Genomic DNA, 20266 nt, shown 5'->3' with positions numbered 1-20266 from the left:
CGATTAGGCAGCGCGGCGGCGGGTGACACGGCCGGCGGCCAGGCCGGCGACGGCCAGCAGAGCGAGGCTGCCCGGCTCGGGCACGTGCTCGATGACTACATCGTCCAGCGCGAACTGGGCGCGATCAGTGCCGAAGGCCGTGCAGGTGCCCGGGCTGCCCGGGCTGCCCGGCGCGGGGCAAGCGAAGCCGTAGGCGTAGACGTAGTCCCACTCGATGTTGCCGAACGCACCGGTGTCGATGGTGGCGAAGTTCAGGTTGTTGTTGGCGTCCAGGCCGGTCAGCGCGAAGGTGGCCGTGGTAGACACACCGTTGCGCATGCCCTGCAGGCGCACGAAGCCGGGGGTGGCGGCCACGGGGTCGGTATTGCCGATGAAGCTGGCCTTGAAGCTCTTGATCGAGAAGCGGAAGCCGTCGTTGGCGCCGAACAGCAACACGGCATCGTCCACCACGCCGACATAGGTGCTGGCGTTATTCGCCGGGCACTGCACGCCGCTGCAGGAGTCGGTGCCGGTGATCATGGCGCCGACGAGATCGCCGGGCTGGGCCAAAGCGCTGTTCGAGAACGGATCAAAGAACATCGTGTGGCCGGCGATACCCGGCTGATAGAACTCGTCACCATTGCCCAGCAGCGGCGTACCCGCGTAAGTCAGAAAGGGCGAGCCGTCGATGGGCGTCTCGAAATCGAGAGTCGCGCGCACCACGTTCGCCTGGGCGCCGACCGAAGCGGCAAGGGCCACCGCTGCGAAAGCGATCGACGTCAAAGTCTTCTTCATAACTACCCACTTTCTTTGCAAAGTTGATCAATGCTGCGCAAGCCCGCGGTGCATAAGCACTGTCTTCACTCCGATCGACCAAGGTCTGGTTGTCAGAGTGCCTGCGCGTAGAAAGGCCACCAAGCCCAACTAGGCGGCCGATTCTGTTTGAGCAAAATTCCACGACCATCCCCAGTTGCCCGGCATCCAAGCAAGGGGGGAGGGGGTATTCACCGAGTCCGTGGACTTGACGGGGTAGTACGAAATTCCATAGCACTAATCACCTTGACACGCCGCTCGCTGCCGATGCAGCAGAAGCGGGGTCGGCGGGAACTTGGGGGTTACCCGCAGAGTTGCGCGACGAGAACAGCAGGTCGCGCGCCAGCTTGATCGGCACGCCGTCCGGCCCGGTCTCACGCAACAGCGGCTGCTCGGAGCGGCTGCGCACCGCGCTGAAGGCGCCGAGCTGGCCAGGCTCGGGCACGAGCTCCCAGTCGGCCTTGCCGGTGAAGGGATCCTCGTAGGCGCGCCGCAGATGCCGCAGCGGCTTCAGAGCGCGGTTGTCCGAGAGCAGGTCGTCCAGGCTCTTGGGGTATTGCTCGGGTGGATTGGGCGTGGCCTTGGCATAGGCCGCGATGGCCCGCGCGATCTCGCCGCCACGGAACAGCAGCTCGCGTTCGCGCTCGCGCTGCGCCGCCGTGCTCCAGGCCTGGCCCAGGGCGGCGAGGCCGGCGGCCGTCAGCGCGACGAGGAAGAGGACGGCGAGATAGCTGTAGCCGCGCTGGGCCCGCTTCATGGGGCTCACCAATCTGCGTAGAGCCGCCCGTCGGCGCTGCGGCCCGCGGCCCCGCTGCGCACATCCCAGACACGGCCGTTGGCCTGCATCTCGGTGGGCGGCGGCAGCTCGACCCAGGTCTCGCGGCTGGACGTCAGCGGATCCTCTGGCACGTCGCGGATATAGCGCGCCGCGGCCAGCTCCTGCAGCGACTCGGGATAACGACCTTTGTCAGCGGCGTACTGGTCGATGGCATCGCGCATCGTCGTCAGCGAATGCAGCAGGGCCGTCTCCTTGCTCTTGTGCAACGACGCGAAATAGCGCGGCGCGGCAATAGACGCGAGCAGGGCCACGATGGCCATGACGACGATGAGCTCGATGAGGGTGAAGCCGCGCTGCTGAGCCGGGCGCTGGGCCGTCCCAAGGCCGGCTCGCGCCCCCTCGGGGGGCCGGCTGTGTACTCGCAGGCGGGGGGCCAACATCACTTCACCAGTCCTTCAACTTGGAGCCATCCAGCGCCTTGCGCTCCGAGCGCGAGTAGACGTCGAAGACATCCTTGCCGGCACGCGGGTCGTCGGGCGGGCTGTCGTAGGACCGCAGGCCCCAGGTCTCGGCCGCCCCCAACTCGGCCGGCGCGAAAGGATCGCGCGGCAGGCGGCGCAGGAAATAGATCTTGCGGCCGTTGGGCGACTTGACGTCGGCGACGCCGTCGACCAGCAGTTGCAGGCTCTTCGGATAGCCGCTGTCCTCGGGGCTCAGCACGATGCTGCCGGACTCGACGGCATGCTTGTAGGCATCCAGCGCCTCGCGCACCGTGCGCAGCGCCTGGCGCAGCTCATGCTCGCGGCTGCGCTGCACCGACATCTCGAGCAGGGGCCGCGCCGCAGACGCGAGCACGCCCAGCATGGCCAGCACGACCAGCATCTCGATGAGGGTGAAGCCGCGCGCTCGCATGGCCGGGTCTTACTTCACCGGATCCACGGTGAGCAGGCCGGACCCTTCCAGCCGCACGGGCGCCGACTCACCGTTCAAGCCGCTGGCCGACAGCGAACCGACGCTGAAGTTGAGCACCTGGCCGGCCGCTGGCGGCAGCGCGCGGAAGGCGACGACACGATCGCCGCGCGGCTGCAGCTCGATGGGATAGCGGCCCGGCGTGCTGCCCTGGATGGGCTGGGCCGGCGTCAGGCGGCTGGCGTCGTACTCCAGTTCGCCCTTGATCTGCAGGCCGCTCTCGTTCTTCAGCGCGACGGAAACCGTGCCACCGGCCGGGATCTGCGGCGTGACGTCCATCTTCAGCATGGCCTCGGCTGGAACGGCCACAGACTGCGAGGGGGTGGCAGGGGCGGCCGCGGCAGGCGCCGCACCGCTGCTGGGCGCCACGCCGACCTTGGCCTCGCGCCGCAGCAGGCTGCTGAAGGCGCCGGGACTGGCGTCGGTGCCGCTGGCCAGGCGCGTCAGCGACGCATCGGGCACGGCCAGGTTGCGCACCACGCGCGGCGTGATCAGCAGCACCACCTCGGTCTTGTTGCGGGTGTCGGTCTGCGTGCCGAACAGGCGGCCCAGCACGGGGATGCGCGACAGCCCCGGGATGCCCGTGCCGCTCTTGCGGTCCTCGTCGTTGATGAGGCCGGCCAGCACCTGGGTCTCGCCGTCGGCCAGGCGCAGCACGGTGGAGGTGTTGCGCGTGCCGATCTCGTAGGCCGTCGTGCCGCCGGGGCCGGTCACCTGGCGGATCAGGTTGCTGACCTCCAGGCCGATCTTGATGACGACGTCGTTGTCGAGCTGGATGGTGGGTTCGACGTCGAGCTTGAGACCCACGTCGAGATAGCTGACCGAGGCCGCGACGGACGTGGAGCCAGTGAAGTTGGTCGTCGTCGTGAACACTGGCAGCTTCTGGCCGATGTGGACCTTGGCCTTGTCGCGGTTGCGCACGCGGATCTTGGGATTGGCCAGGATGTTGGAGTTGCCCGCCGTGCCACGCAGCGTGGCGACGATGGTCGGGTTGGCGATGCTGGCGCGGAAGTTGATGGGGTTCTTGCCGCCGATGAAGACGCGCGACGGGATGTTGCCCGCGGCGTCGCTGATGCCCAGCTGCATTTCCTCTGGCCACTGCAGGCCCAGGCTGTCGACCTGGTCGGTGGCCAGCTCCATGACCTCCACCTCCAGCATGACCTCGGGTTCGGGCAGGTCGACCGAGGCGATCAGCTTCTCGACCAGGCGCAGCACCTCGGGCGTGTCGCGCACGATGAGCAGGTTCAGGCGCTCGTCGATGTGGATGTCGCGCACCTTGGCGATGGTGCGCACCATGGCCTGGACCTGCTTCACGTCGGCATTGGTCAGGTAGAGCGTGCGGGTGATCAGCTCCTGGTGCTCGCGCTGCTTGGCCGATGTGTTCGGGAAGATCAGCACCGAGGTGTCGTTGAGCAGCTTGCGGTCCAGCTGCTGGGTGTTGAGGATGACGCGCATGGCCTCGTCCATCGACACGTTGCGCAGGAAGACCGTCACGCGGGAATCGGCGCGCACGTCCCTGTCGAAGACGAAGTTGACGCCGCTGCTGCGCGACAGCGCCTCGAAGACCTGGCGCAGCGGCGCTTCGCGGAACTCCAGCGTGACCGGCTTCTGGAAGGCCGGGCCCAGTTCACCGACGGCCGTCTCCAGCGGCCGCGCCTGCGCGACCTGGCTGGCCAGCAGGCGGGCGCCCGGGTGTTGGGGCGACTCGGCCAGGATCTCGCGGGCCACTGCTTCGGCGCGCTCCAGGCGCCCTTCCTTCAGTGCGGCACGGCCGGTGGCGAGCTGAGCATCGTGGCGGCGGCTGCGTTCGATCTCGGTCGTCAAGGCGGCCAGGCGCGGATGCCGGCTGTCGGCCAGGGCGAGCTGGCTCAGCAGTGCCGAGGCCTCGTCCCAGCGGCCGGCGCTGCGCAGGGCCTCGATCTGCAGGATGAGGCGGGCCGACGCCTGCTCGCGGGCGCGCACCTGGGCGGCGCGCAGCTGCGGGTCGGTCGGGTCCTTGACGAGGGCGTCGTCCAGCACGCGCAGGGCGGCGGGCCACTGGTTGCTGCGGCCGAGGTCTTCGGCCTGGCGCAGCGCCGGGTTGGCACAAGCCGTCAGCAACGCGACGCTGCACAGGAGAAGAAGGAGCTGCTTCATGGCACAGCCTTGAAAACGATGTTCTGGGGAAGCTGGCCGGGCAGCCAGGTCAGGCGCACGCCGCTGTCGGAGACCTGCTCGACACGCCACTGGCCGTCGAGGACGTCGCCGCGTCTGGCGCTCAAAGCCTTGTTCGGGCTGGTCAGCAGCGCGACCTCGACGGCCTTGGCGCCCTCGCCTTCAACGACGCGGCCGATCATCTGGTAAGGCGCCGGCGGTGCGACAGGAGGCGGCGGTGGCGCGGCCGCTACGGGCGGCGGCGCGGGAGGCGGAGGCGGCGGAGGCGGGGGTTGCCAGGCAGCCAGCTGGGAGGCTGGCGCCTCGGCCCAGGGCAGGCGGCCGTCCACGGTCGGCGCAGCCTTGGCGACGACGGCCGATGCAGCGGCGGCCGGGCGGCGCGCGGGTGCCGCGGCGACGGCCGCAACCTCTTCTTCGGGGCGGGTCGCGAACCAGGCCGTTGCGGCCAACGTCGCCACCAGGGCGCCGCCGAGCACGAGCTGACGACGCTGCGTCATGGCGCGGCCCTCCCGTGCAGAGACCATTGCAGTTCTGCATCGACGTCGGCCGTCATCGGGCTGACGCGGCGCAGCTTGACGGCGTCCAGGCTCAGGGCCGGGTCATGCGCCAAAGCCGCTGCGATGAAGCGGCGCACCTGGGCATAGCTGCCGGTCACGGGCATGGTCACGCGCAGCCTCTCCAGGCCCTCGCTGGTGGACAGGCGGTGCTCGGTACGCGCGCCATTGAGGTCGAGGCGGATGCCGAGTTCCAGCAGGTCGGCCAGGCGCTGCTGGCGGTCGCTGGAAGGCGGCAGCGAGGCCTGCCATTGCTGCACGCTGACGGGCGCGGAAGCCGCCGCCGCGGCCGGCCTGGCCTTGGCGCGCAACTCGCGGGCCTCGGCCTGCAGCTTGACGGCCTGCGCGTCCCAGCGTTGGCCGAGCACGACGGCGGCGATGGCCAGCGCCAAGGCTGCAAGGCCGGCCAGGCCGGGCCAGCCCAGGGACTTGATCAGGGCGGTACGCTTCATGAGCCGCCTCCGGTCGTCACACGGGCATTGATCTCGAAGCGCTGGCCGACCAGGCCGGTCTCGGCGGCCGAGAAACGCGACAGCACGACCTGGCGCCAGCCCGGCGTCGTGCCGAGCTGCTCGGCCAGCTGCAGGGCCAGCAGCTTGTCGGGGGTCAGGCCTTCCAGGCGCAGCTCGCCACGGCCGGCGCTGGCATCCAGGCCCAGCCAGGCAATGGTCTTGGCCTCGGCGCCAGCCGTCTCCACGCGCGTCAGCAGTGGCTCCCAGGGCATGGCCAGCAAGGCACGGGCTTCGATGGCGGAACGGTTTTCAGCGGGCTCGGCGCGGCCGCGCGCGGCGGGCTTGGGGGCGGGTGCTGGGCGCAACGAGGCGACGCGATCGCGCGCAGCCTGAGCCGTGTCGAGGGCGCGATGGCTGTCGACGGCACTCCAGGCTGCGGTCGCCAGCACCAGAGCACCGGTGGCGGCCAGCGGCCAGGCCATGGGCGAGCGGCCGCTGCGCGGCAGGAAGTCGGGCTGGGGCGTCGCGGGGCCGGGCTGCGGGATGAATTCGTCGGCGGGCGTGCCGACGGCCAGCGGCGCATCGCCGCCGAGATCGGCGATCTGCTGCACGCGGCGCGACTGCAGGCCGATGATGCGACCCCGGTCGAGCTGGACCAGGACGGCGATCTCGCCCTCATGCCAGACCACGCGACCGGTGCCGGCGCGCGTCGCGGCGGGCAAGGACGCCAGCCACGCGCTCCATGCCGGGCGCACGGCGGCAAGGCGCACGCGGGCGGTCTCGGCCTGGGTTTGCAAAGCAGCCAGGTCCAGGCCATGCAGGGCCGAGGCGCCCGCGGCTTCACCGAGGCGCCAGGGCGCGATGGCATAGCGCTGCGCGGCAGCGCCGAAGTAGTGGGCGAACTGCTGCTGGGCATAGGCCTGCACGGCATCCAGGTCGGCCAGCGGCAGGCCGGGTTCGACGACCAGCTCGTGCAGGGCACGTGCGCTGACGACCAGTTCGACAGCCGTGCCGGGCATGTCGCGGCACCAGGCCGCGAACTCATCCCCGCCGGGCGTGACGAAGACGCGCCGCGGCTTGGCCAGGCGCGCGCTCAGTTGCTGGCGCAGACGCTCACTCATCGAGGGTGACACGTTCCAGCTCCTCGAAGGTGGTCTCACCGCGGCAGACCGACGCCAGCGCCATCTCGCGCAGCGACTTCATGCCACGCGCCTTGGCCGCGGCCTTGATCTCGGACATGGGCGCGCGGGCGGCGATCAGGTCGCGCAGGCCGTCGTCGAGCTTGAGCAGCTCGGCCACGGCGCGGCGGCCCTTGTAGCCGGTGCCGCGGCAGTGGCCGCAGCCCTCGCCCTTCATGAAGTTGCCATTGATGACGCCATGCCTTGCGAGCGTGGCGGCGTCGGGTGTGAATGGCTGGGCGCAGTGCTTGCACGTCAAGCGCACCAGGCGCTGGGCCAGCACGGCGTTCAGGGCCGAGACGACGTTGTAGAGGTCCAGGCCCATGTGCATGAAGCGGCCGATGACGTCGAAGGCGTTGTTGGCGTGGACCGTGCTGAAGACCAGGTGGCCCGTCAGCGCGGCCTGCACGGCGATCTGGGCCGTCTCGGCATCGCGGATCTCGCCGACCATGACGCGATCCGGGTCGTGGCGCAGGATGGAGCGCAGGCCGCGCGAGAAGGTCAGCCCTTTCTTCTCGTTGACGGGGATCTGCACGACGCCGCTGAGCTGGTACTCGACCGGATCCTCGATGGTGATGATCTTGTCGGCGCCGGTGTGGATCTCGGCCAGCGTCGCGTACAGCGTCGTCGTCTTGCCGGAGCCGGTCGGGCCGGTCACCAGCAGCATGCCGTGGGGCTGGCGCGCCTGGTGGCGGATGGCGGCGCGCTCGTCGTCGCCAAAGCCCAGGGCGTCCAGCGTCAGCGTGCCGGCACGCGCGATGGCCGCGCGGTCCAGGATACGGATGACGGCGTCCTCACCGAACACGCTGGGCATGACGCTGAGGCGGAAGTCGATCTCGCGGCCCTGCACGCGCAGCTTGAAGCGGCCGTCCTGCGGCAGGCGGCGCTCGCCGATGTCCAGCTCGGCCATGACCTTGAGGCGCGACACCAGTTGCTCGGCCACCTGGGGGCTCTCGACCTGGCGCACCACGGCCATGACGCCGTCGACGCGGAAGCGGATCACCGCGCCGCGGGCCGTGCACTCGATGTGGATGTCGGAGGCGGTGTCCTGCAGCGCGTCGTAGATGGTGGCGTTGAGCAGGCGCACGACGGGGCTGGCCTGCTCGCTGAGGGCCAGGGCCGACAGCTCCTCGGTGTGGTCCTCGACGGCGGTCAGCGCGTCTTCAACGTCGGACAGGGCGCGGAAGTCGGCCTCGCCGGCACCCAGGAAATGCGTCACCGCCTCGGCCGAGGCACGCTGCCAGCCCACCGGCGCGTTCAGTCGCGTCTCGACGCTCTGCAGCAGCATGGCGTCTTCGTCGCGCTCGGCCAGCAGCACGCGCTTGCCGTCGGCTCCGATTGCCAGCACGGCGCGCCAGCGCTGGGCCTGCGCCTGCGGCCATTGCTCGAAATCGAGATGCCAGGGGCCCTGTTCGGCCGGCAGCCAGTCGGTGAGCGAGATCGCGCTCATTGCACCTGCTCCACCAGCTGGAAGATGGGCAGATACATCAGCACGATGATCCCGCCGATCAAGACGCCCATGATCAGCATCAGCGCCGGGTTGACGAGGCGCGACAGCAGGTCGGTCAGGCGCGCGGCCTCCTCGTCATGGAAGGCGGCGGCGCGCTCCAGCATCGAAGCCACCTCGCCGCTGCGCTCGCCCACGCGCAGCATGCGGCGCGCAACCGGCGTGGCCAGGTCTTGTGAATCGAAGGCGGCGGACAGGCGCTCGCCGCGCTCGATCTGGGCGGCGGCGGCCTGCACCGCGGCGCGCCAGGGGGCGGCGACCACGTCGACGACGATCTTCAGCGCCGCCAGGGCCGGCACGCCGGACGCCAGCAGCATGGCCAGCGACCGGTAGAGCCGCGCCAGTGCCAGCACGCGCAGCCGCGGGCCGAGGCCGGGAAGCGTCCACAGTGCGGCCTGGGCGCGCTGGCGCACGATGGGCTGACGCAGCAGCGCGAAGACCGCAAAGCCGAAAGCCGCGATACCGCCGATGACGAGGCCGGGATGCGCGCCGGCCGTCTGGCCGAATTCGATCAGCACGCGCGAGGCCCAGGGCAGGTCGGCGCTGGTCTGCTCCAGGATGCCGGCAAAGCGCGGCAGCACATAGAGCAGCAGGAAGAGGATGACGGCGCCGCCGACGCCAAGCAGCATCAGTGGGTAGACCATGGCCGCGACGAGACGCGAGCGCAGCGCGTCAACCCAGGCCAGATAGCGCGAATGCTGGGCCAGGGCCGTGGACAGCTGGCCGGTCTTCTCGTTGGCGGCGACGATGGCGCAGATCAGTTCATCAAAAGCCTGCGGCTGCTGGCGCAAGGCGACGGACAGCGGCTGGCCCTGTTCGATCTGGGCGATGACGGCATCGAGGGCCGCACGCACGCCGGGCTGGCCTTCCTTCTCGCGCAAGGTGTTCAGCGCTTCCAGCAGCGCAATGCCGGCATCCAGCAGCACGGCCAGCTCCTGGCTGAAGAGCTGCAGCGGGAACTTGACCGTGCGGCGCCAGGGTCGGGCCGCTTCGGCAGCCGCGACCTCGCGCACCTCCAGCACATGCTGGGGCGCAACGCCCAGCACGGCGGCCACGGCGGCGCGGTCGGGCGCTTCGACGCGCTCCGCAACGACGGCGCCCGCGCGCAGCACGCGAGTCTGGAACTGCGGCACGATGGTGCTTACCAACTGGTGAGGTCGGCGTCCTCACCCTCGCCGCCGGGGCGGCCGTCCTTGCCCAGGCTCAGCAGGTCGTATTCGCCATGCTCGCCGGGGCTGCGGTACTGGTATTCATTGCCCCAGGGATCCTTGGGCACGGCCTTGGACAGATAGGGGCCGGCCCATTTGGGTTCGTCGGCCGGCTTGGTGACCAGCACGGCCAGGCCCTGGTCGGTGCTGGGGTAGCGGCCGACGTCCAGGCGGTATTGGTCCAGCGACTTGGTCAGCGCGTCGATCTGGGCACGGGCCGCCTTGACCTCGCTCTTGCCGATCTGACCGAAGAACTTGGGCCCGACATATCCGGCCAGCAGGCCGATGATGACCATGACGACCAGCAGTTCTAGCAAGGTGAAGCCGCGCGCGCGGTCGGGACGGGGTCGGAACATGGTCGGGCAAGGTACAGCGGGAGGGCGACTGTTCATCGGGAGGTTGCAGGCGGGCAATCGGGATTTGACCGACCCGCATTCTCAGGGGGCGATGTAAAGCCTCTGGCGTCGCGGCTTCAGCCCCTGACGGGGTGTCGTCGTTGAAGAAAACGACGTGCCATCGGCGTCCGGGCGCCGGCTCGGCTCGCGGGACGGATGCTGCGTTGTTCACCAGCGACAAAGCTGCTGGGTCGCCCGATGCCGCCACACGCCTGTCACACAGCCAGGTCACAGAGGGGCGGCGCACAGTTTTGGTGCCTCTTCGCACCTTTCGCGGCCAACCAACCCGGGCTAACCCCAGTGTCATGCACCGTCGCGGGGCAATACATTTTCGCCACTCGACGCGGTTCCGGGCTTGGTCCAGGGCCGCCGGGCGGGTTGTGAGGAGACAAATCAAGCGCCAAGCGCACAAGGTTGCTTCGTAACCCCGAAGACAATCCCACCGGCCACCAAGGCACCCCTTGGTGGCCGTTTTCTTTGGGCCGGCCGAAGGCCCCTCGCCCAGCAGACCGCGCTGAACGCGGGCCTGTCTGGTCGATCCCCCGAGGGGACGGCGATTGACCGGGCATCGAGCCCGGTCAACATCGCCTGACGGGCCGGCTCGGGAGCGGCCCAGCGCGCGGCCCGATCAATGCACTACGGCCGCGGATGATCAAATTCATACATGCTTGAACTCGCCACAGTCGCCCTCGCCTCCCTGCTCGCAGGTTTCATCGATGCAGTTGCGGGCGGCGGTGGGCTGGTGCTGGTGCCTGCCCTGTTCAGCACCTACCCGGGTGCGGCACCGGCGACGCTGCTGGGCACGAACAAGGGCGCATCGGTGTGGGGGACGGGCTGGGCGACGCTGCAGTATGTGAAGCGGGTGGACCTGCCGTGGAAGCGGCTGATGCCGGCGGCGGTGCTGGCGGGAGCCGGCAGCTTTGCCGGCGCCTGGGCCCTGACCCTGGTCAGCCCCGACGGCCTGCGCAAGGCCCTGCCGCTGGTGCTGCTGGCCGTGCTGGTCTACACCCTGGCCAAGAAGGAACTGGGGCGCGAGCACAAGCCGCGCTTCACGGGGCGAGCCGAGGCGCTGGTGGCCGGCGGCATCGCGCTGGGCGTGGGCTTCTACGACGGTTTCTTCGGCCCCGGCACGGGCAGCTTCTTCGTCTTCCTGTTCGTGCGCCTGCTGGGCTACGACTTCCTGCACGCGTCGGCGACGGCCAAGCTGATGAATCTGCTGACGAACGCGTTCGCCATCGCCCTTTTCGTCAGCAAGGGCCACATCTGGTGGCATGTGGCGGCGGTGATGGCGGTGACCAATGTGGCCGGCAGCCTGCTGGGCACCAGGCTCGCGCTGAAGCATGGCGCCGGCTTCGTGCGCGGTGTTTTCGTCATCGTCGTCGGGGCCCTCATCCTCAAAACAGCCTGGGACGCCTTCTTCCGCTGATCTACCATCGGGCATTCCCCAGAAGAACCCCCACTCACCATGCCCGTCGATCCTCAACTGCGCAATCTGGACATCGAGATCCCGACCCAGCCCGAGGTCCTGGTCAAGCTCTCGCTGCTGATGGCGGCCGAGGACATCGACCTGCAGGCCATGTCCTCCCTGGTCGAGACCGACATGGCCCTGGCGGCCGCCGTCATGAAGGCGGTCAACTCCTCGCTGTACGGCCTGCGCGGCCGCGTGCAGACCGTGCATCAGGCCCTGACCTACCTGGGCATGCGCGAGGTGGCCGCCATCACCTTCGAAATGGGCCTGCGCGCCGCTTTCCCGGCCGCGGCCGAACTGGACGCCGTGTGGACACGCGCCTCGCAGCGCGGCCTGCTGATGGGCCGCATGGGCCAGATGCTGGGCGTGGACCCCTGGGCGGCCCACTCGGCCGGCCTGTTCGAGGAGTGCGGCAAGGCGGTGCTGTACCGCCACGCCCCCACCCACTACCCGGCCATGCTGCGTGCGGCAACGCGCGACGCCGAGCTGGTGGAGCTGGAAAAGACCGCCTTCGGCGTCAGCCATGACGCCCTCGGTGCCGCCCTGTGCGAAAGCTGGGGCCTGGCCCCGGCCGCCGTCGCCAGCGTGCGCCATCACGTCGAGATCCAGGCCTCGCTGACCATGCCCGAGAGCCTGGCCCGCCGCAGCGTCGCTGCCATCTCGACGGTGGCCTGGGCCCTGCTGAACCACCCCGATCAGCTCGACGACATCGCCAGCCAGATCGCGCCGCAGGCCCAGCTGGACGAAACCCTGGTGCTGCGCGCCGCGCGCCGCGTCAACGAGCAGCTGCTGGCCGCTCAAGAGCACGGCCGCTGAAGTCCCTTCCCGGCGGGCCGGCAGGCCCTTAGCATCGACGCATCAGCCAGAACAACGAGGAGGCTGCATGCGGAACGCCCCGATCCTGTGTGCGGGAGTCTGCGCCGTGGCTGCGGGCAGCGCCACGGCCCAGCCAATTCCAACGACCGCAACGCCTGCCTCACCCGACGCCGCCCAGACGGTGCAGTGGCTGAGCGAGCCCTACCCTCCCTTCAGCTTTGTCGGCCCCAGCGGGCCGGCCGGTGTCGCGGTGGACCTGATGAAGGCCGCGCAGGCCCAGGCCAACCTGCCCGAAGGCACACCGCTCTTCCTGCCGTGGGGCCGCGTGCTGCAGGTGCTGGCCGGCCCGGCCCCCGCCTGCGTGACGGCGATGACGCGCACCCCGGCACGCGAAAAGCAATACCAATGGGTGGGGCCCTTCCTGTCGGCCGACCTCGCCGTGGGGCGCAGGACTCCGGCGCCGCCCTGGCCGGCCGGTGACAAGCCGCTGGCCGGCAGCGATGTCGTCGTCATCCGCGGCGACTTCTCCGAAGAGACGGCGCGCACACTGGGCGCCGATGAAGCCCGCATCCACCGCGTCAGCGACCCCGTCATCGCGGCGCGCATGATGCTGGCCGGCCGCGTGGACGGCTGGGTCTACGGCGAGGCCGTCATGCGCTGGACGCTGAACAGCCTGGAGATCGCGCCGGACCGCTACCGCTTCGACGGCCAGATCCGCGGCAGCGACAACTATTTCTCCTGCAATGCCGCCGTCAATGCCGACTACCTCAAACGCCTGCAGCAGGGGGTGGACGCGGCCAAGAAGGTCAAGGGCGGCGCCAGCGACTACGACCGCATCCTGTCGCGCTATCTGCGCATCGATGCCGCCCGCAAGTGAGGCGGGAGGTCAGGCGGCCAGGCTGAGCCGGTCCCGCCCGGCGTGCTTGGCGATATAGAGGGCCTCGTCGGCCGCCTGCAGCAGGGCCTGCGCGCTCAGATAGGGGTGAGCCGGGCTCGCCGCGGCCAGGCCCACGCTCAGCGTCAGGCTGCCCTGGCCATCGGGCAGGCGCAGCGCACGCAACTCGTCCCGCAGCGACTCCAGCACGCCCTGGGCCTCGGCCATGCCGAAGCCCGGCAGCAGGGCGACGAACTCCTCGCCGCCCAGGCGCGCGACGACATCGGTGTCGCGCTTGAAGCGCTCGCTCAGCAGGGCCGCGACGCGCTGCAGCGCCACGTCACCCACGGCCGTGCCGTGGGTCAGGTTGAACTGCTTGAACTGGTCCAGGTCCAGCACGGCCACGGCCAGCAGGCCACGCAGGCGCTGGGCGCGCTTGAATTCACGCCGCAGCGCCTCGTCGAAGGCACGCTGGTTGGCGATGCCCGTCAACGCGTCGACACGCGCCAGGCTGGCCAGCTCGCGCTGGTTGGCCTCCAGGGCTGAATGGGCCTCCTCCAGCAGCCGGCGCTGCTGGGCCAGCTCGCGGCGCAGTTCGCGGGCATCCTGGTCCTGCTGCCACAGCGAGCCGCGCACGCGCAGCATGGCGTGGCCGATGCGGTCCAGCTCGGCCGTCATGCGGGGCGTCGCGGGGGCATCCGGCGTCAGGGGTATGGGCGCCGATTCCATGGCCTCGCAACCCGCAGCCAGCTGGCGCAGCGGGCGCAGCAGCAAGGCCTCGATGAGCAGCAGCTGGGCGGCGCTGAGCAGCAGCACCAGCCAGGCCGCGCGGGCCATGCCCTCGGCGGGCGCTTCGAAGCTGCCCAGGCTCCACTCGAAGGCCGCCACGATGAGAACCGTCAGCAGCGGCACGCCCAGGCCCAGCCTCAGCCGCAGCGAACCCAGCCGCCGCGGGCTGACGCGGTCCAGGTTGTCGGCAGGGGAATCGGTACTCATGGGTCGGCGGTGACTGCGCACAAATTGTCACGGCCGCCCTTGAGACATCCGCTCGGGGTTTATCTGCAGGGAGTACTCCATGCCGCGCCGCGAAGCTGGCGCGTTCTCAAGCGGCTGCCGTGGAACTGGCTTTGCCAGGCCACTGGCAGCTGCCAAAGCCAGAGGCTTTGTCCTTCGCCAGGCACAAACAGTCCTCAGGACTGTTTATGTCCGGGCTCAGCCCCCTCGAGGGGCCGGCGTCAGCCGGTAGGGGTGGGCTAGTAAGGGACCTGGTCCGAGGGGTATTTCCAGAAGTCCTTGAGCAGATAGTTCATCGGCAGGTTCATGGCCGTGTTCTTGGGCGGGATGGGCTTCATGAACCAGCGCTCGTAGATGGCATTCGCCTCGTGGCTGGTGATGAGGCGCTTCATCTCCTCGTCGACGATGACCTTGAGCTCCGGGTCGTTCTTGGGCAGCACGATGGACAGGGGCTCGATGGTCAGGAATTTGCCGACGACGCGGTACTTGGCGGCGTCGGGCCGCGCCGCGGCCAGGCCATAGAGCAGCACGTCGTCCATGACAAAGCCGTCGGCCTGGCCGGCCGCCAGCATTTCCATGGCCTTGGCGTGGTCCGGCGCCTCGACGAGGTTGATGTGCAGGGCGCGCTCGTTGTTGGCCTGGCTGATGGACTTCATCGGCGTCGTGCCCTTGGTCGAGACCAGGATCTTGTTCTCGAACTGGGCCAGGTCGGTGATGCCACTGTCGACCTTGACGAGGTAGCGGGCGCCGGTGATGTAGTGGGGCACGGTGAAGTTGACCTTCTCGCGGCGCTCGGCGTTGTTGGTCGTCGAGCCGCACTCCATGTCGGCCTTGCCGTCCACCACCATCTGGATGCGGTTGGCCGGCGTCACCAGCAGGAACTGCGGGCTCAGCGTCTTCATCTTCAGCTTCTGGCGCACCGCCTCGGCGACCTTCAGGCAGAGGTCCACCGCATAGCCGACGGGCCGGCCGTCGGGCAGCAGATAGCTGAAGGGCACGGACGACTCGCGGTGGGCCAGCACGATGCGTCCGGTGGACTGCATGCGCTCCAACGCGGGGCCGGCCTGGGCGGTGGCGGTGAGACCGAGGGCGAGCAGGAGCGGCAGCAGGGTTTTCATAGTCCGGCCATTGTGATTCAGCCCCCTAGAGTGTGCGCATCATGTCCATACGAAGTTGGCCCTGGCCGTTGCTTTTGACACTGGCCGGCCCGGTCATGGCCGACCCGGGCTACTACGTCGTCACCCCTTACGACCAGGCGGGGCGCATCGGCGCCGAGCTGCGCTACTGGACCGTGAAGGCACCGGACGAGAAAGCCACCCTCTGGCCCGAACTGGGGCTGAGCTATGGCGTCAACACGCGCTGGACGACGCGGCTGCTGGCCAGCTGGGAGGGCGAGACGCTGCGGGGTTCCAAGCTGGAAACCTGGAACTGGATCAACGAATTCATGCTGACCCAGGGCGAGAAGCCCTATGACCTGGCCCTTCACGCCCAGCTGGTGCACAACCGCGAGGACAAGACCCATGCGCTGGAGCTGGGGCCCGTCTGGCAGACCGACCTCGGCCGGCTCAAGCTCAATGCCAACGCCTTCTGGGAGTACGACAGCGACAAGCGCGACACGCGCCTCAAGCTGCAATGGCGCGGCGTCTACCGCGTGGCGCCGGGCTGGCGGGTCGGCGTCGAAGGCTTCAGCGAGGTCGGGCAGTGGAACGACTGGGCGCCGCGGTCGCGGCAGTCGCACCGCGCCGGGCCGGCCCTGCTCGCCACGCTGTGGGACGAAGGGCCCGACACGGTGACGCTGAACGCGGCTTATCTGTGGGGCAAGACCTACGGCAGCCGCGGCGACATGTTCACGATGCAGCTGCAATGGCTGCGCTGAGGTCTTCGCCGCCCTCGGCCACGGTGCGGTTGCGCCCGCCGCGCTTGGCTTCGTAGAGGGCGCGGTCGGCGGCCGACAGCAGTTCGGCAAAGCTCGTCGCGCCGGGGCTCAGCATGGCCAGGCCGGCCGACAGTGTGGCGCTGACGGTGCCGCCCTCGGGCGTCACGAAGGGCGCCTCCTGCACCATCAGGCGGATGCGCTCGGCCACCTCGCAGGCGCCGGCCAGGTCGGTGCGCGGCAGCAGCACGACGAACTCCTCGCCGCCATAGCGCGCCGCCAGGTCGCCGGTGCGCAGCGAGCGCAGGATGAGCCCACCCACCTGGCGCAGCACCTCGTCGCCGGCCGGGTGGCCATGGCGGTCGTTGATGGCCTTGAAGTGGTCGATGTCCAGGAACAGGCAGGCCAGCGGGTAGCGGTGGCGCACGGCCTGGCTGAACTCGATGAGGCTGCGGTGGTCGAAGTAGCGGCGGTTGTGCACGCCGGTCAGGCCGTCCGTCATGCCGGCGCGGCGCAGGCGCTCGCGGTTGAGCATGCTCTCGATGGCAATGGCGGCGATGGCCGAGAGCCGGTCGAGGAATTTGGTACCCGAGGCGGCGTCGTAGCGCTCGGGGTCACACGAGCCGAAATGCAGGCTGCCGATCAAGAGGCCCTGGCGGATCAGCGGCAGCAGGGCCGCCGAGCGCACGCCGGCCTCGGGCGGGAAGGCCTTGATCAGCAAGCCCCCGTCCGGGCCCGGGTTGACGAGGCGGGTGGTGCGCACGGCACCGAACAAATCCTTCAGCGGGCCGTGGCTGTCCAGCAGCTGGGGCGCCTTGATCATGGGCAGGGCCGGCAAGGCGCGGCGCAGCTCCTCGTCGGGGTCGAGCAGCCAGAGCTCGGCCGCGTCCAGGCCAAAGTCGTCGCGGCAGTCGACGAGCAGCAGGTTGACCAGCTCCTCCATCGAGCTCACCGCGATCAGGCGGCGCTCCAGCGCATCGAAGCGGTCCAGCTTGCGCTCATTGGCCTTGGCGGCGTCGAGCAGGGACTGCAGCTGGCGACGCAGTTCCTGGACCTGGGCTTGAGGGTTGGGCGCGTTCATGAAGGCGCGATTGTCAGGGCGCGCGTTCGAAGCGTCGTGGCAGCCCGGTGACAGGGTCTGTGAAAGAGATTGCGCGTGCAACCAATTGCAGCGGCGCGTCGAAGCGCGGCGGGTTCTCGTGGGGCTGCAGCAGCGGGTAGATGCGGTCGCCCACCAGCGGCAGGCCGAGGGCATTCATCTGCGCGCGCAACTGGTGGCGCAGGCCGGTGTGGGGCCGCAGTTCGTAGCGTGCCAGACCGCCGGGCAAGACCTCGACGAGATCGGCCCAGGTCTCGGCATTGGGCTCGCCCTCGACCACCTGCATCTGCATGAAGCCCTCGCCGTCGGGCTCCTCGAGGCGATGACGCAGGACGCGCGGCCAGGGGCCGGGGCCGACGGGTGCGATGGCGTCGTACACCTTGGTGACGGCGCGGTCGCGGAACAGCCGGTGGTAGGCGTCGCGTTCCTCGCGCTTCAGGTTGAAGACGACCAGGCCGGCCGTCTCGCGGTCCAGCCGGTGCACGGGATTGAGGTCGGCCAGGCCGGTGGCCTGGCGCAACCGCGCCATCAGCGTCTGGCGCGCATAGAGGCCGCTGGGTGTGACGGGCAGAAAGTGGGGCTTGTCGGCGACCAGCAGATGCTCGTCCTGGAAGACGATGCGGGCCTGACCGGGGATGTCGGGCTCGACGTCCAGATGGCGCCAGTAGTAGACGCGCCGGTTGCCGCGGTAGGGCGTATCGGCGACGGGCTGGCCGTCGTCATCCACCACGTCGCCACGCGCCACGCGCTCGGGCCAGTCGTCCACGCGCGGCAGGCGTTCGACGAGGAAGGCGGTCGTCGTCGCCCAGTGGCCGGGCGGACAGAAGACGGCGCTGGCGGCCACACCCTCGCGCAGCGGCAGCGCCGGCTTGGGCGGCCGGGCCACTACTCGATGCGCGGCCCGCCGCGGGCGCGCTCGTCCATGTAGGCGTTCAGCCGCTTCATGTCCTGGGGCTCGGCGCGATCGCCACGCCACTCGCGCACCCAGGCCTCGCGGTTGGGTTCGCTGGCCAGCTTGCGCACGGCGGCGTCGATGGCCTCGATATGGCGCTTGCCCTCGGGCGTGCGGCTGCAGGACACCGTCGCCAGCGGCGTGCTCAGCCCTTCGACGACGGGCAGGGCGATGAGGGCGCCAGGGTCGCCGACACGGTCGAGGTAGTCCTTGACCACGGTCGGGTACTCCAGCGTGTAGTCCATGCGGCCGGCGCGCAGCATGTCCAGCAGCTGGCCGCTGAGCTTGGCCCCCACGGCCAGGCGCGGCACGACATGCTGGGCCAGCGGGTTGTCGAGATGGGTGCCGAAGGCGCGATCGCGGGCCAGCAGCACGCTCAGATCCGGGCGCTTGAGCAGATCGGCGAGGACCAGGCGGCCATCCGGCGGTCGGCCCCGCGTCACCTTGTCCATGGACTCGCGCCTGACGACGACATGGATCTCGCGCGAGATCAGCGGCGGGTAGAGATGCGAGAAGTAGAGCCAGTCCGCGCGCGCCGGCGTGCGCACATGCATGGTCGAGCACAGGGTCTCGCCGCGCCGGCTCTCGGCCTCGTAGCGGGCCGTGCTGGCCTCGACGAACTCGTGCTTGAACTCGGGCATACGCGCCAGCAGCACGCGCATGAAGCCGTCCACCTCGCCACGGCCCAGCTCGGCCACGGAGCGCGGCGGGCGGCCCTGCACGAAGCTGAAGTGAGGCGGCACATCCTGGGCCACCCAGCGGATGGTGTCAGCGGACGGCGCGGCCTGTGCGGCGGTCGCCGCCAGCATGGCCGCGAGCGCCAGCGTCCGGCGCATCAGTCGCCTTCGACCCACTCGATCCGTGCTCCCAGTTCGCAGATGTGCTCGACAAAATTGGGATGGGCGCGGCGGATGGGCGTCGCGTTCTTGATCACGCTCTTGCCGGGGATGCTGGCCGCCACCATCAGCAGCGCGATGGCGACGCGGATGATGTATGGGCTTTCGACCTCGGTCGGGCTCAGCGGCTTGCCGCCAAAGGTGATCATGCGGTGCGGGTCGCTGAGGAAGGCGTGGGCGCCGAACTTGGCCAGCTCCGAGGTCCAGCCCATGGCGCCGTCATAGACCTTGTTCCAGAACATCACGCTGCCCTCGGCCTTGACGCCCAGGGCGACGAAGATGGGCAGCAGGTCCACCGGCACATAGGGCCAGGGCGCGGCTTCCACCTTCTGCAGGATGTTGCGCGTGAAGGGCTCCTTGACCTTGAGCGGGCCGTTGGTCACGCAGCGGCTCCAGCCGTCCTCGTGCACGATCTGCACGCCGAACTTGGCGAAGGTGCGGTCCAGCAGCGGGAACATCTCCGGCGCGCCGTTCTTGACCTGCACATTGCCGCCGGTGATGGCGCCCAGGGCCAGGAAGGTGACGATCTCGTGGAAGTCTTCGGTGAAGGTGTAGTCGGCACCACCGAGCTGGTCGACGCCGGAGATCTTCAGCTTGGACGTGCCGTGGCCTTCGATCTTGGCGCCCAGCAGCGACATGAAGTTGCAGAACTCCTGCACATGGGGCTCGCTGGCGGCATTGGTCAGCGTGGAGACGCCGTCGGCCAGGGCCGCGCACAGCACGAAGTTCTCGGTCGTCGTCACCGAGGCGTAGTCGGTCCAGTGGGCATTGGCCGTCAGCGGCCGGTGCACACGCAGGATGAGGCCGTCGGGCAGGCGTTCGACCTGGGCGCCGAAACGCTCGAAAACCTCGACGTGCGGATCGATTTCGCGCGCGCCCAGGGTGCAGCCCTTGACGTCGTCCTCGATGCGGGCGGCGCCGAAACGGGCCATCAGGCCGGGCACCAGCATGATGGAGGAGCGCATCTCCTCGGGCAGGCGGTCGACGTTGGGGTCGAAGCGGGTGTGCTCGTGGTGGACGTCGAGGATGCCGGTCTTGAAGTCCAGCTCGACCTGGGAGCCGAGCTTGCGGAAGACCTCGACGATCTTCTTCACGTCGGTGATCTCGGGCACGCCGCGCAGGCGCACCGGCTGCTTGGTCAGCAGCGTCGCGCAGAGGATGGGCAGGACGGCGTTCTTGTTGGCCGAGGGGGTGATGCGGCCCGAGAGGGGCGTGCCGCCGTGGACGATCAGGTGGGACATCGAGTGACAGTTTGCGGTGCGCGCAAGCGGCGCGCGGTCGCATTGT

21 protein-coding genes are annotated in these 20266 nt (G+C 69.6%); 4 read left to right on the top strand and 17 right to left on the bottom strand.

Features of this window, described 5'->3' with window-relative positions:
• Positions 1-3 precede the first annotated feature (3 nt).
• The 11 genes from ACS5PN_RS15500 to gspG form a co-directional block, all read right to left on the bottom strand.
• Entirely contained in the window at positions 4-774 is a 771-nt protein-coding gene (locus ACS5PN_RS15500) for an NF038120 family PEP-CTERM protein (protein ID WP_439464873.1), read from the bottom strand.
• 259 nt (positions 775-1033) lie between these two features.
• The gene (locus ACS5PN_RS15495; RefSeq protein WP_439464872.1) at positions 1034-1549 is read right to left on the bottom strand and encodes a type II secretion system protein; all 516 of its coding nucleotides are present in this window, start codon (positions 1547-1549) and stop codon (positions 1034-1036) included.
• A 5-nt stretch (positions 1550-1554) separates the two neighbouring features.
• Positions 1555-2010 carry a type II secretion system protein gene (locus ACS5PN_RS15490; protein ID WP_439464871.1) on the bottom strand — a complete coding sequence of 152 codons (456 nt, stop codon included), beginning with the start codon at positions 2008-2010 and terminating at the stop codon, positions 1555-1557.
• 4 nt (positions 2011-2014) lie between these two features.
• Positions 2015-2482 (bottom strand): type II secretion system protein, encoded by a 468-nt coding sequence (locus ACS5PN_RS15485; RefSeq protein ID WP_439464870.1) that lies wholly within the window; start codon positions 2480-2482, stop codon positions 2015-2017.
• 9 nt (positions 2483-2491) lie between these two features.
• Positions 2492-4675 (bottom strand): secretin N-terminal domain-containing protein, encoded by a 2184-nt coding sequence (locus ACS5PN_RS15480; protein ID WP_439464869.1) that lies wholly within the window; start codon positions 4673-4675, stop codon positions 2492-2494.
• Positions 4672-5190 carry a hypothetical protein gene (locus tag ACS5PN_RS15475; protein WP_439464868.1) on the bottom strand — a complete coding sequence of 173 codons (519 nt, stop codon included), beginning with the start codon at positions 5188-5190 and terminating at the stop codon, positions 4672-4674. Before ACS5PN_RS15475 ends, ACS5PN_RS15480 begins: the two co-directional genes overlap by 4 nt.
• Positions 5187-5699 carry a hypothetical protein gene (locus tag ACS5PN_RS15470; protein WP_439464867.1) on the bottom strand — a complete coding sequence of 171 codons (513 nt, stop codon included), beginning with the start codon at positions 5697-5699 and terminating at the stop codon, positions 5187-5189. Before ACS5PN_RS15470 ends, ACS5PN_RS15475 begins: the two co-directional genes overlap by 4 nt.
• Positions 5696-6820, bottom strand: a complete 1125-nt coding sequence (locus tag ACS5PN_RS15465; RefSeq protein WP_439464866.1) for a hypothetical protein — start codon at positions 6818-6820, stop codon at positions 5696-5698. The genes ACS5PN_RS15470 and ACS5PN_RS15465 overlap by 4 nt, the downstream gene beginning before the upstream one ends.
• On the bottom strand, positions 6813-8327 hold the full coding sequence (locus ACS5PN_RS15460; protein WP_439464865.1) for a GspE/PulE family protein: 1515 nt from the start codon (positions 8325-8327) through the stop codon (positions 6813-6815). Before ACS5PN_RS15460 ends, ACS5PN_RS15465 begins: the two co-directional genes overlap by 8 nt.
• The gene (locus tag ACS5PN_RS15455; RefSeq protein WP_439464864.1) at positions 8324-9532 is read right to left on the bottom strand and encodes a type II secretion system F family protein; all 1209 of its coding nucleotides are present in this window, start codon (positions 9530-9532) and stop codon (positions 8324-8326) included. Before ACS5PN_RS15455 ends, ACS5PN_RS15460 begins: the two co-directional genes overlap by 4 nt.
• Complete coding sequence (gene gspG, locus ACS5PN_RS15450; protein WP_439464863.1) at positions 9526-9948, bottom strand: type II secretion system major pseudopilin GspG; 423 nt, start codon at positions 9946-9948, stop codon at positions 9526-9528. Before gspG ends, ACS5PN_RS15455 begins: the two co-directional genes overlap by 7 nt.
• Before the next feature lie 703 nt (positions 9949-10651).
• Between gspG and ACS5PN_RS15445 the strand changes: the two genes are divergently transcribed.
• The 3 genes from ACS5PN_RS15445 to ACS5PN_RS15435 all read left to right on the top strand — a co-directional run bounded on the left by ACS5PN_RS15445 (position 10652) and on the right by ACS5PN_RS15435 (position 13148).
• Positions 10652-11413 (top strand): TSUP family transporter, encoded by a 762-nt coding sequence (locus tag ACS5PN_RS15445; protein WP_439464862.1) that lies wholly within the window; start codon positions 10652-10654, stop codon positions 11411-11413.
• 39 nt (positions 11414-11452) lie between these two features.
• Positions 11453-12271: an HDOD domain-containing protein gene (locus ACS5PN_RS15440; RefSeq protein WP_439464861.1), complete on the top strand. Its 819-nt coding sequence runs from the start codon at positions 11453-11455 to the stop codon at positions 12269-12271.
• 67 nt (positions 12272-12338) lie between these two features.
• Entirely contained in the window at positions 12339-13148 is an 810-nt protein-coding gene (locus tag ACS5PN_RS15435; protein WP_439464860.1) for a substrate-binding periplasmic protein, read from the top strand.
• 9 nt (positions 13149-13157) lie between these two features.
• Here the strand turns inward: ACS5PN_RS15435 and ACS5PN_RS15430 are convergent, their stop codons facing one another.
• A complete protein-coding gene (locus ACS5PN_RS15430) occupies positions 13158-14141 on the bottom strand; it encodes a GGDEF domain-containing protein (protein WP_439464859.1) in 984 nt (327 codons plus the stop codon).
• 257 nt (positions 14142-14398) lie between these two features.
• Positions 14399-15277, bottom strand: coding sequence for an amino acid ABC transporter substrate-binding protein (locus ACS5PN_RS15425; protein WP_439464858.1), 879 nt, complete (start codon positions 15275-15277; stop codon positions 14399-14401).
• 68 nt (positions 15278-15345) lie between these two features.
• On the opposite strand from ACS5PN_RS15425, the gene ACS5PN_RS15420 reads away from it, so the two are divergent.
• A complete protein-coding gene (locus tag ACS5PN_RS15420; protein ID WP_439464857.1) occupies positions 15346-16035 on the top strand; it encodes a hypothetical protein in 690 nt (229 codons plus the stop codon).
• Here the strand turns inward: ACS5PN_RS15420 and ACS5PN_RS15415 are convergent.
• Genes ACS5PN_RS15415 through ACS5PN_RS15400 form a run of 4 tightly spaced genes read right to left on the bottom strand, consistent with a single transcriptional unit; the run spans position 16007 to position 20220 of the window.
• Positions 16007-17113, bottom strand: coding sequence for a DUF484 family protein (locus tag ACS5PN_RS15415; RefSeq protein ID WP_439464856.1), 1107 nt, complete (start codon positions 17111-17113; stop codon positions 16007-16009). The two genes, ACS5PN_RS15420 and ACS5PN_RS15415, sit on opposite strands and share 29 nt — an antisense overlap.
• A gap of 13 nt (positions 17114-17126) precedes the next feature.
• Complete coding sequence (locus ACS5PN_RS15410) at positions 17127-18017, bottom strand: pseudouridine synthase (RefSeq protein WP_439464855.1); 891 nt, start codon at positions 18015-18017, stop codon at positions 17127-17129.
• Positions 18017-18919: a hypothetical protein gene (locus ACS5PN_RS15405; protein WP_439464854.1), complete on the bottom strand. Its 903-nt coding sequence runs from the start codon at positions 18917-18919 to the stop codon at positions 18017-18019. The genes ACS5PN_RS15410 and ACS5PN_RS15405 overlap by 1 nt, the downstream gene beginning before the upstream one ends.
• Complete coding sequence (locus ACS5PN_RS15400; RefSeq protein ID WP_439464853.1) at positions 18919-20220, bottom strand: UDP-N-acetylglucosamine 1-carboxyvinyltransferase; 1302 nt, start codon at positions 20218-20220, stop codon at positions 18919-18921. The genes ACS5PN_RS15405 and ACS5PN_RS15400 overlap by 1 nt, the downstream gene beginning before the upstream one ends.
• Between the last annotated feature and the right edge of the window lie 46 nt (positions 20221-20266).

This window comes from Roseateles sp. NT4, assembly GCF_051857475.1.
Taxonomy (GTDB): domain Bacteria; phylum Pseudomonadota; class Gammaproteobacteria; order Burkholderiales; family Burkholderiaceae_C; genus Pelomonas.
Note: the sequence above shows the minus strand (reverse complement) of the source record. Positions and strands in the feature narration are given on the sequence as shown.

Coding starts and splice junctions, on each gene's coding strand:
- ACS5PN_RS15500 (WP_439464873.1), bottom strand. CDS start 774: ATGAAGAAGACTTTGACGTCGATCGCTTTCGCAGCGGTGGCCCTTGCC.
- ACS5PN_RS15495 (WP_439464872.1), bottom strand. CDS start 1,549: ATGAAGCGGGCCCAGCGCGGCTACAGCTATCTCGCCGTCCTCTTCCTC.
- ACS5PN_RS15490 (WP_439464871.1), bottom strand. CDS start 2,010: ATGTTGGCCCCCCGCCTGCGAGTACACAGCCGGCCCCCCGAGGGGGCG.
- ACS5PN_RS15485 (WP_439464870.1), bottom strand. CDS start 2,482: ATGCGAGCGCGCGGCTTCACCCTCATCGAGATGCTGGTCGTGCTGGCC.
- ACS5PN_RS15480 (WP_439464869.1), bottom strand. CDS start 4,675: ATGAAGCAGCTCCTTCTTCTCCTGTGCAGCGTCGCGTTGCTGACGGCT.
- ACS5PN_RS15475 (WP_439464868.1), bottom strand. CDS start 5,190: ATGACGCAGCGTCGTCAGCTCGTGCTCGGCGGCGCCCTGGTGGCGACG.
- ACS5PN_RS15470 (WP_439464867.1), bottom strand. CDS start 5,699: ATGAAGCGTACCGCCCTGATCAAGTCCCTGGGCTGGCCCGGCCTGGCC.
- ACS5PN_RS15465 (WP_439464866.1), bottom strand. CDS start 6,820: ATGAGTGAGCGTCTGCGCCAGCAACTGAGCGCGCGCCTGGCCAAGCCG.
- ACS5PN_RS15460 (WP_439464865.1), bottom strand. CDS start 8,327: ATGAGCGCGATCTCGCTCACCGACTGGCTGCCGGCCGAACAGGGCCCC.
- gspG (WP_439464863.1), bottom strand. CDS start 9,948: ATGTTCCGACCCCGTCCCGACCGCGCGCGCGGCTTCACCTTGCTAGAA.
- ACS5PN_RS15445 (WP_439464862.1), top strand. CDS start 10,652: ATGCTTGAACTCGCCACAGTCGCCCTCGCCTCCCTGCTCGCAGGTTTC.
- ACS5PN_RS15440 (WP_439464861.1), top strand. CDS start 11,453: ATGCCCGTCGATCCTCAACTGCGCAATCTGGACATCGAGATCCCGACC.
- ACS5PN_RS15435 (WP_439464860.1), top strand. CDS start 12,339: ATGCGGAACGCCCCGATCCTGTGTGCGGGAGTCTGCGCCGTGGCTGCG.
- ACS5PN_RS15430 (WP_439464859.1), bottom strand. CDS start 14,141: ATGAGTACCGATTCCCCTGCCGACAACCTGGACCGCGTCAGCCCGCGG.
- ACS5PN_RS15425 (WP_439464858.1), bottom strand. CDS start 15,277: ATGAAAACCCTGCTGCCGCTCCTGCTCGCCCTCGGTCTCACCGCCACC.
- ACS5PN_RS15415 (WP_439464856.1), bottom strand. CDS start 17,113: ATGAACGCGCCCAACCCTCAAGCCCAGGTCCAGGAACTGCGTCGCCAG.
- ACS5PN_RS15405 (WP_439464854.1), bottom strand. CDS start 18,919: ATGCGCCGGACGCTGGCGCTCGCGGCCATGCTGGCGGCGACCGCCGCA.
- ACS5PN_RS15400 (WP_439464853.1), bottom strand. CDS start 20,220: ATGTCCCACCTGATCGTCCACGGCGGCACGCCCCTCTCGGGCCGCATC.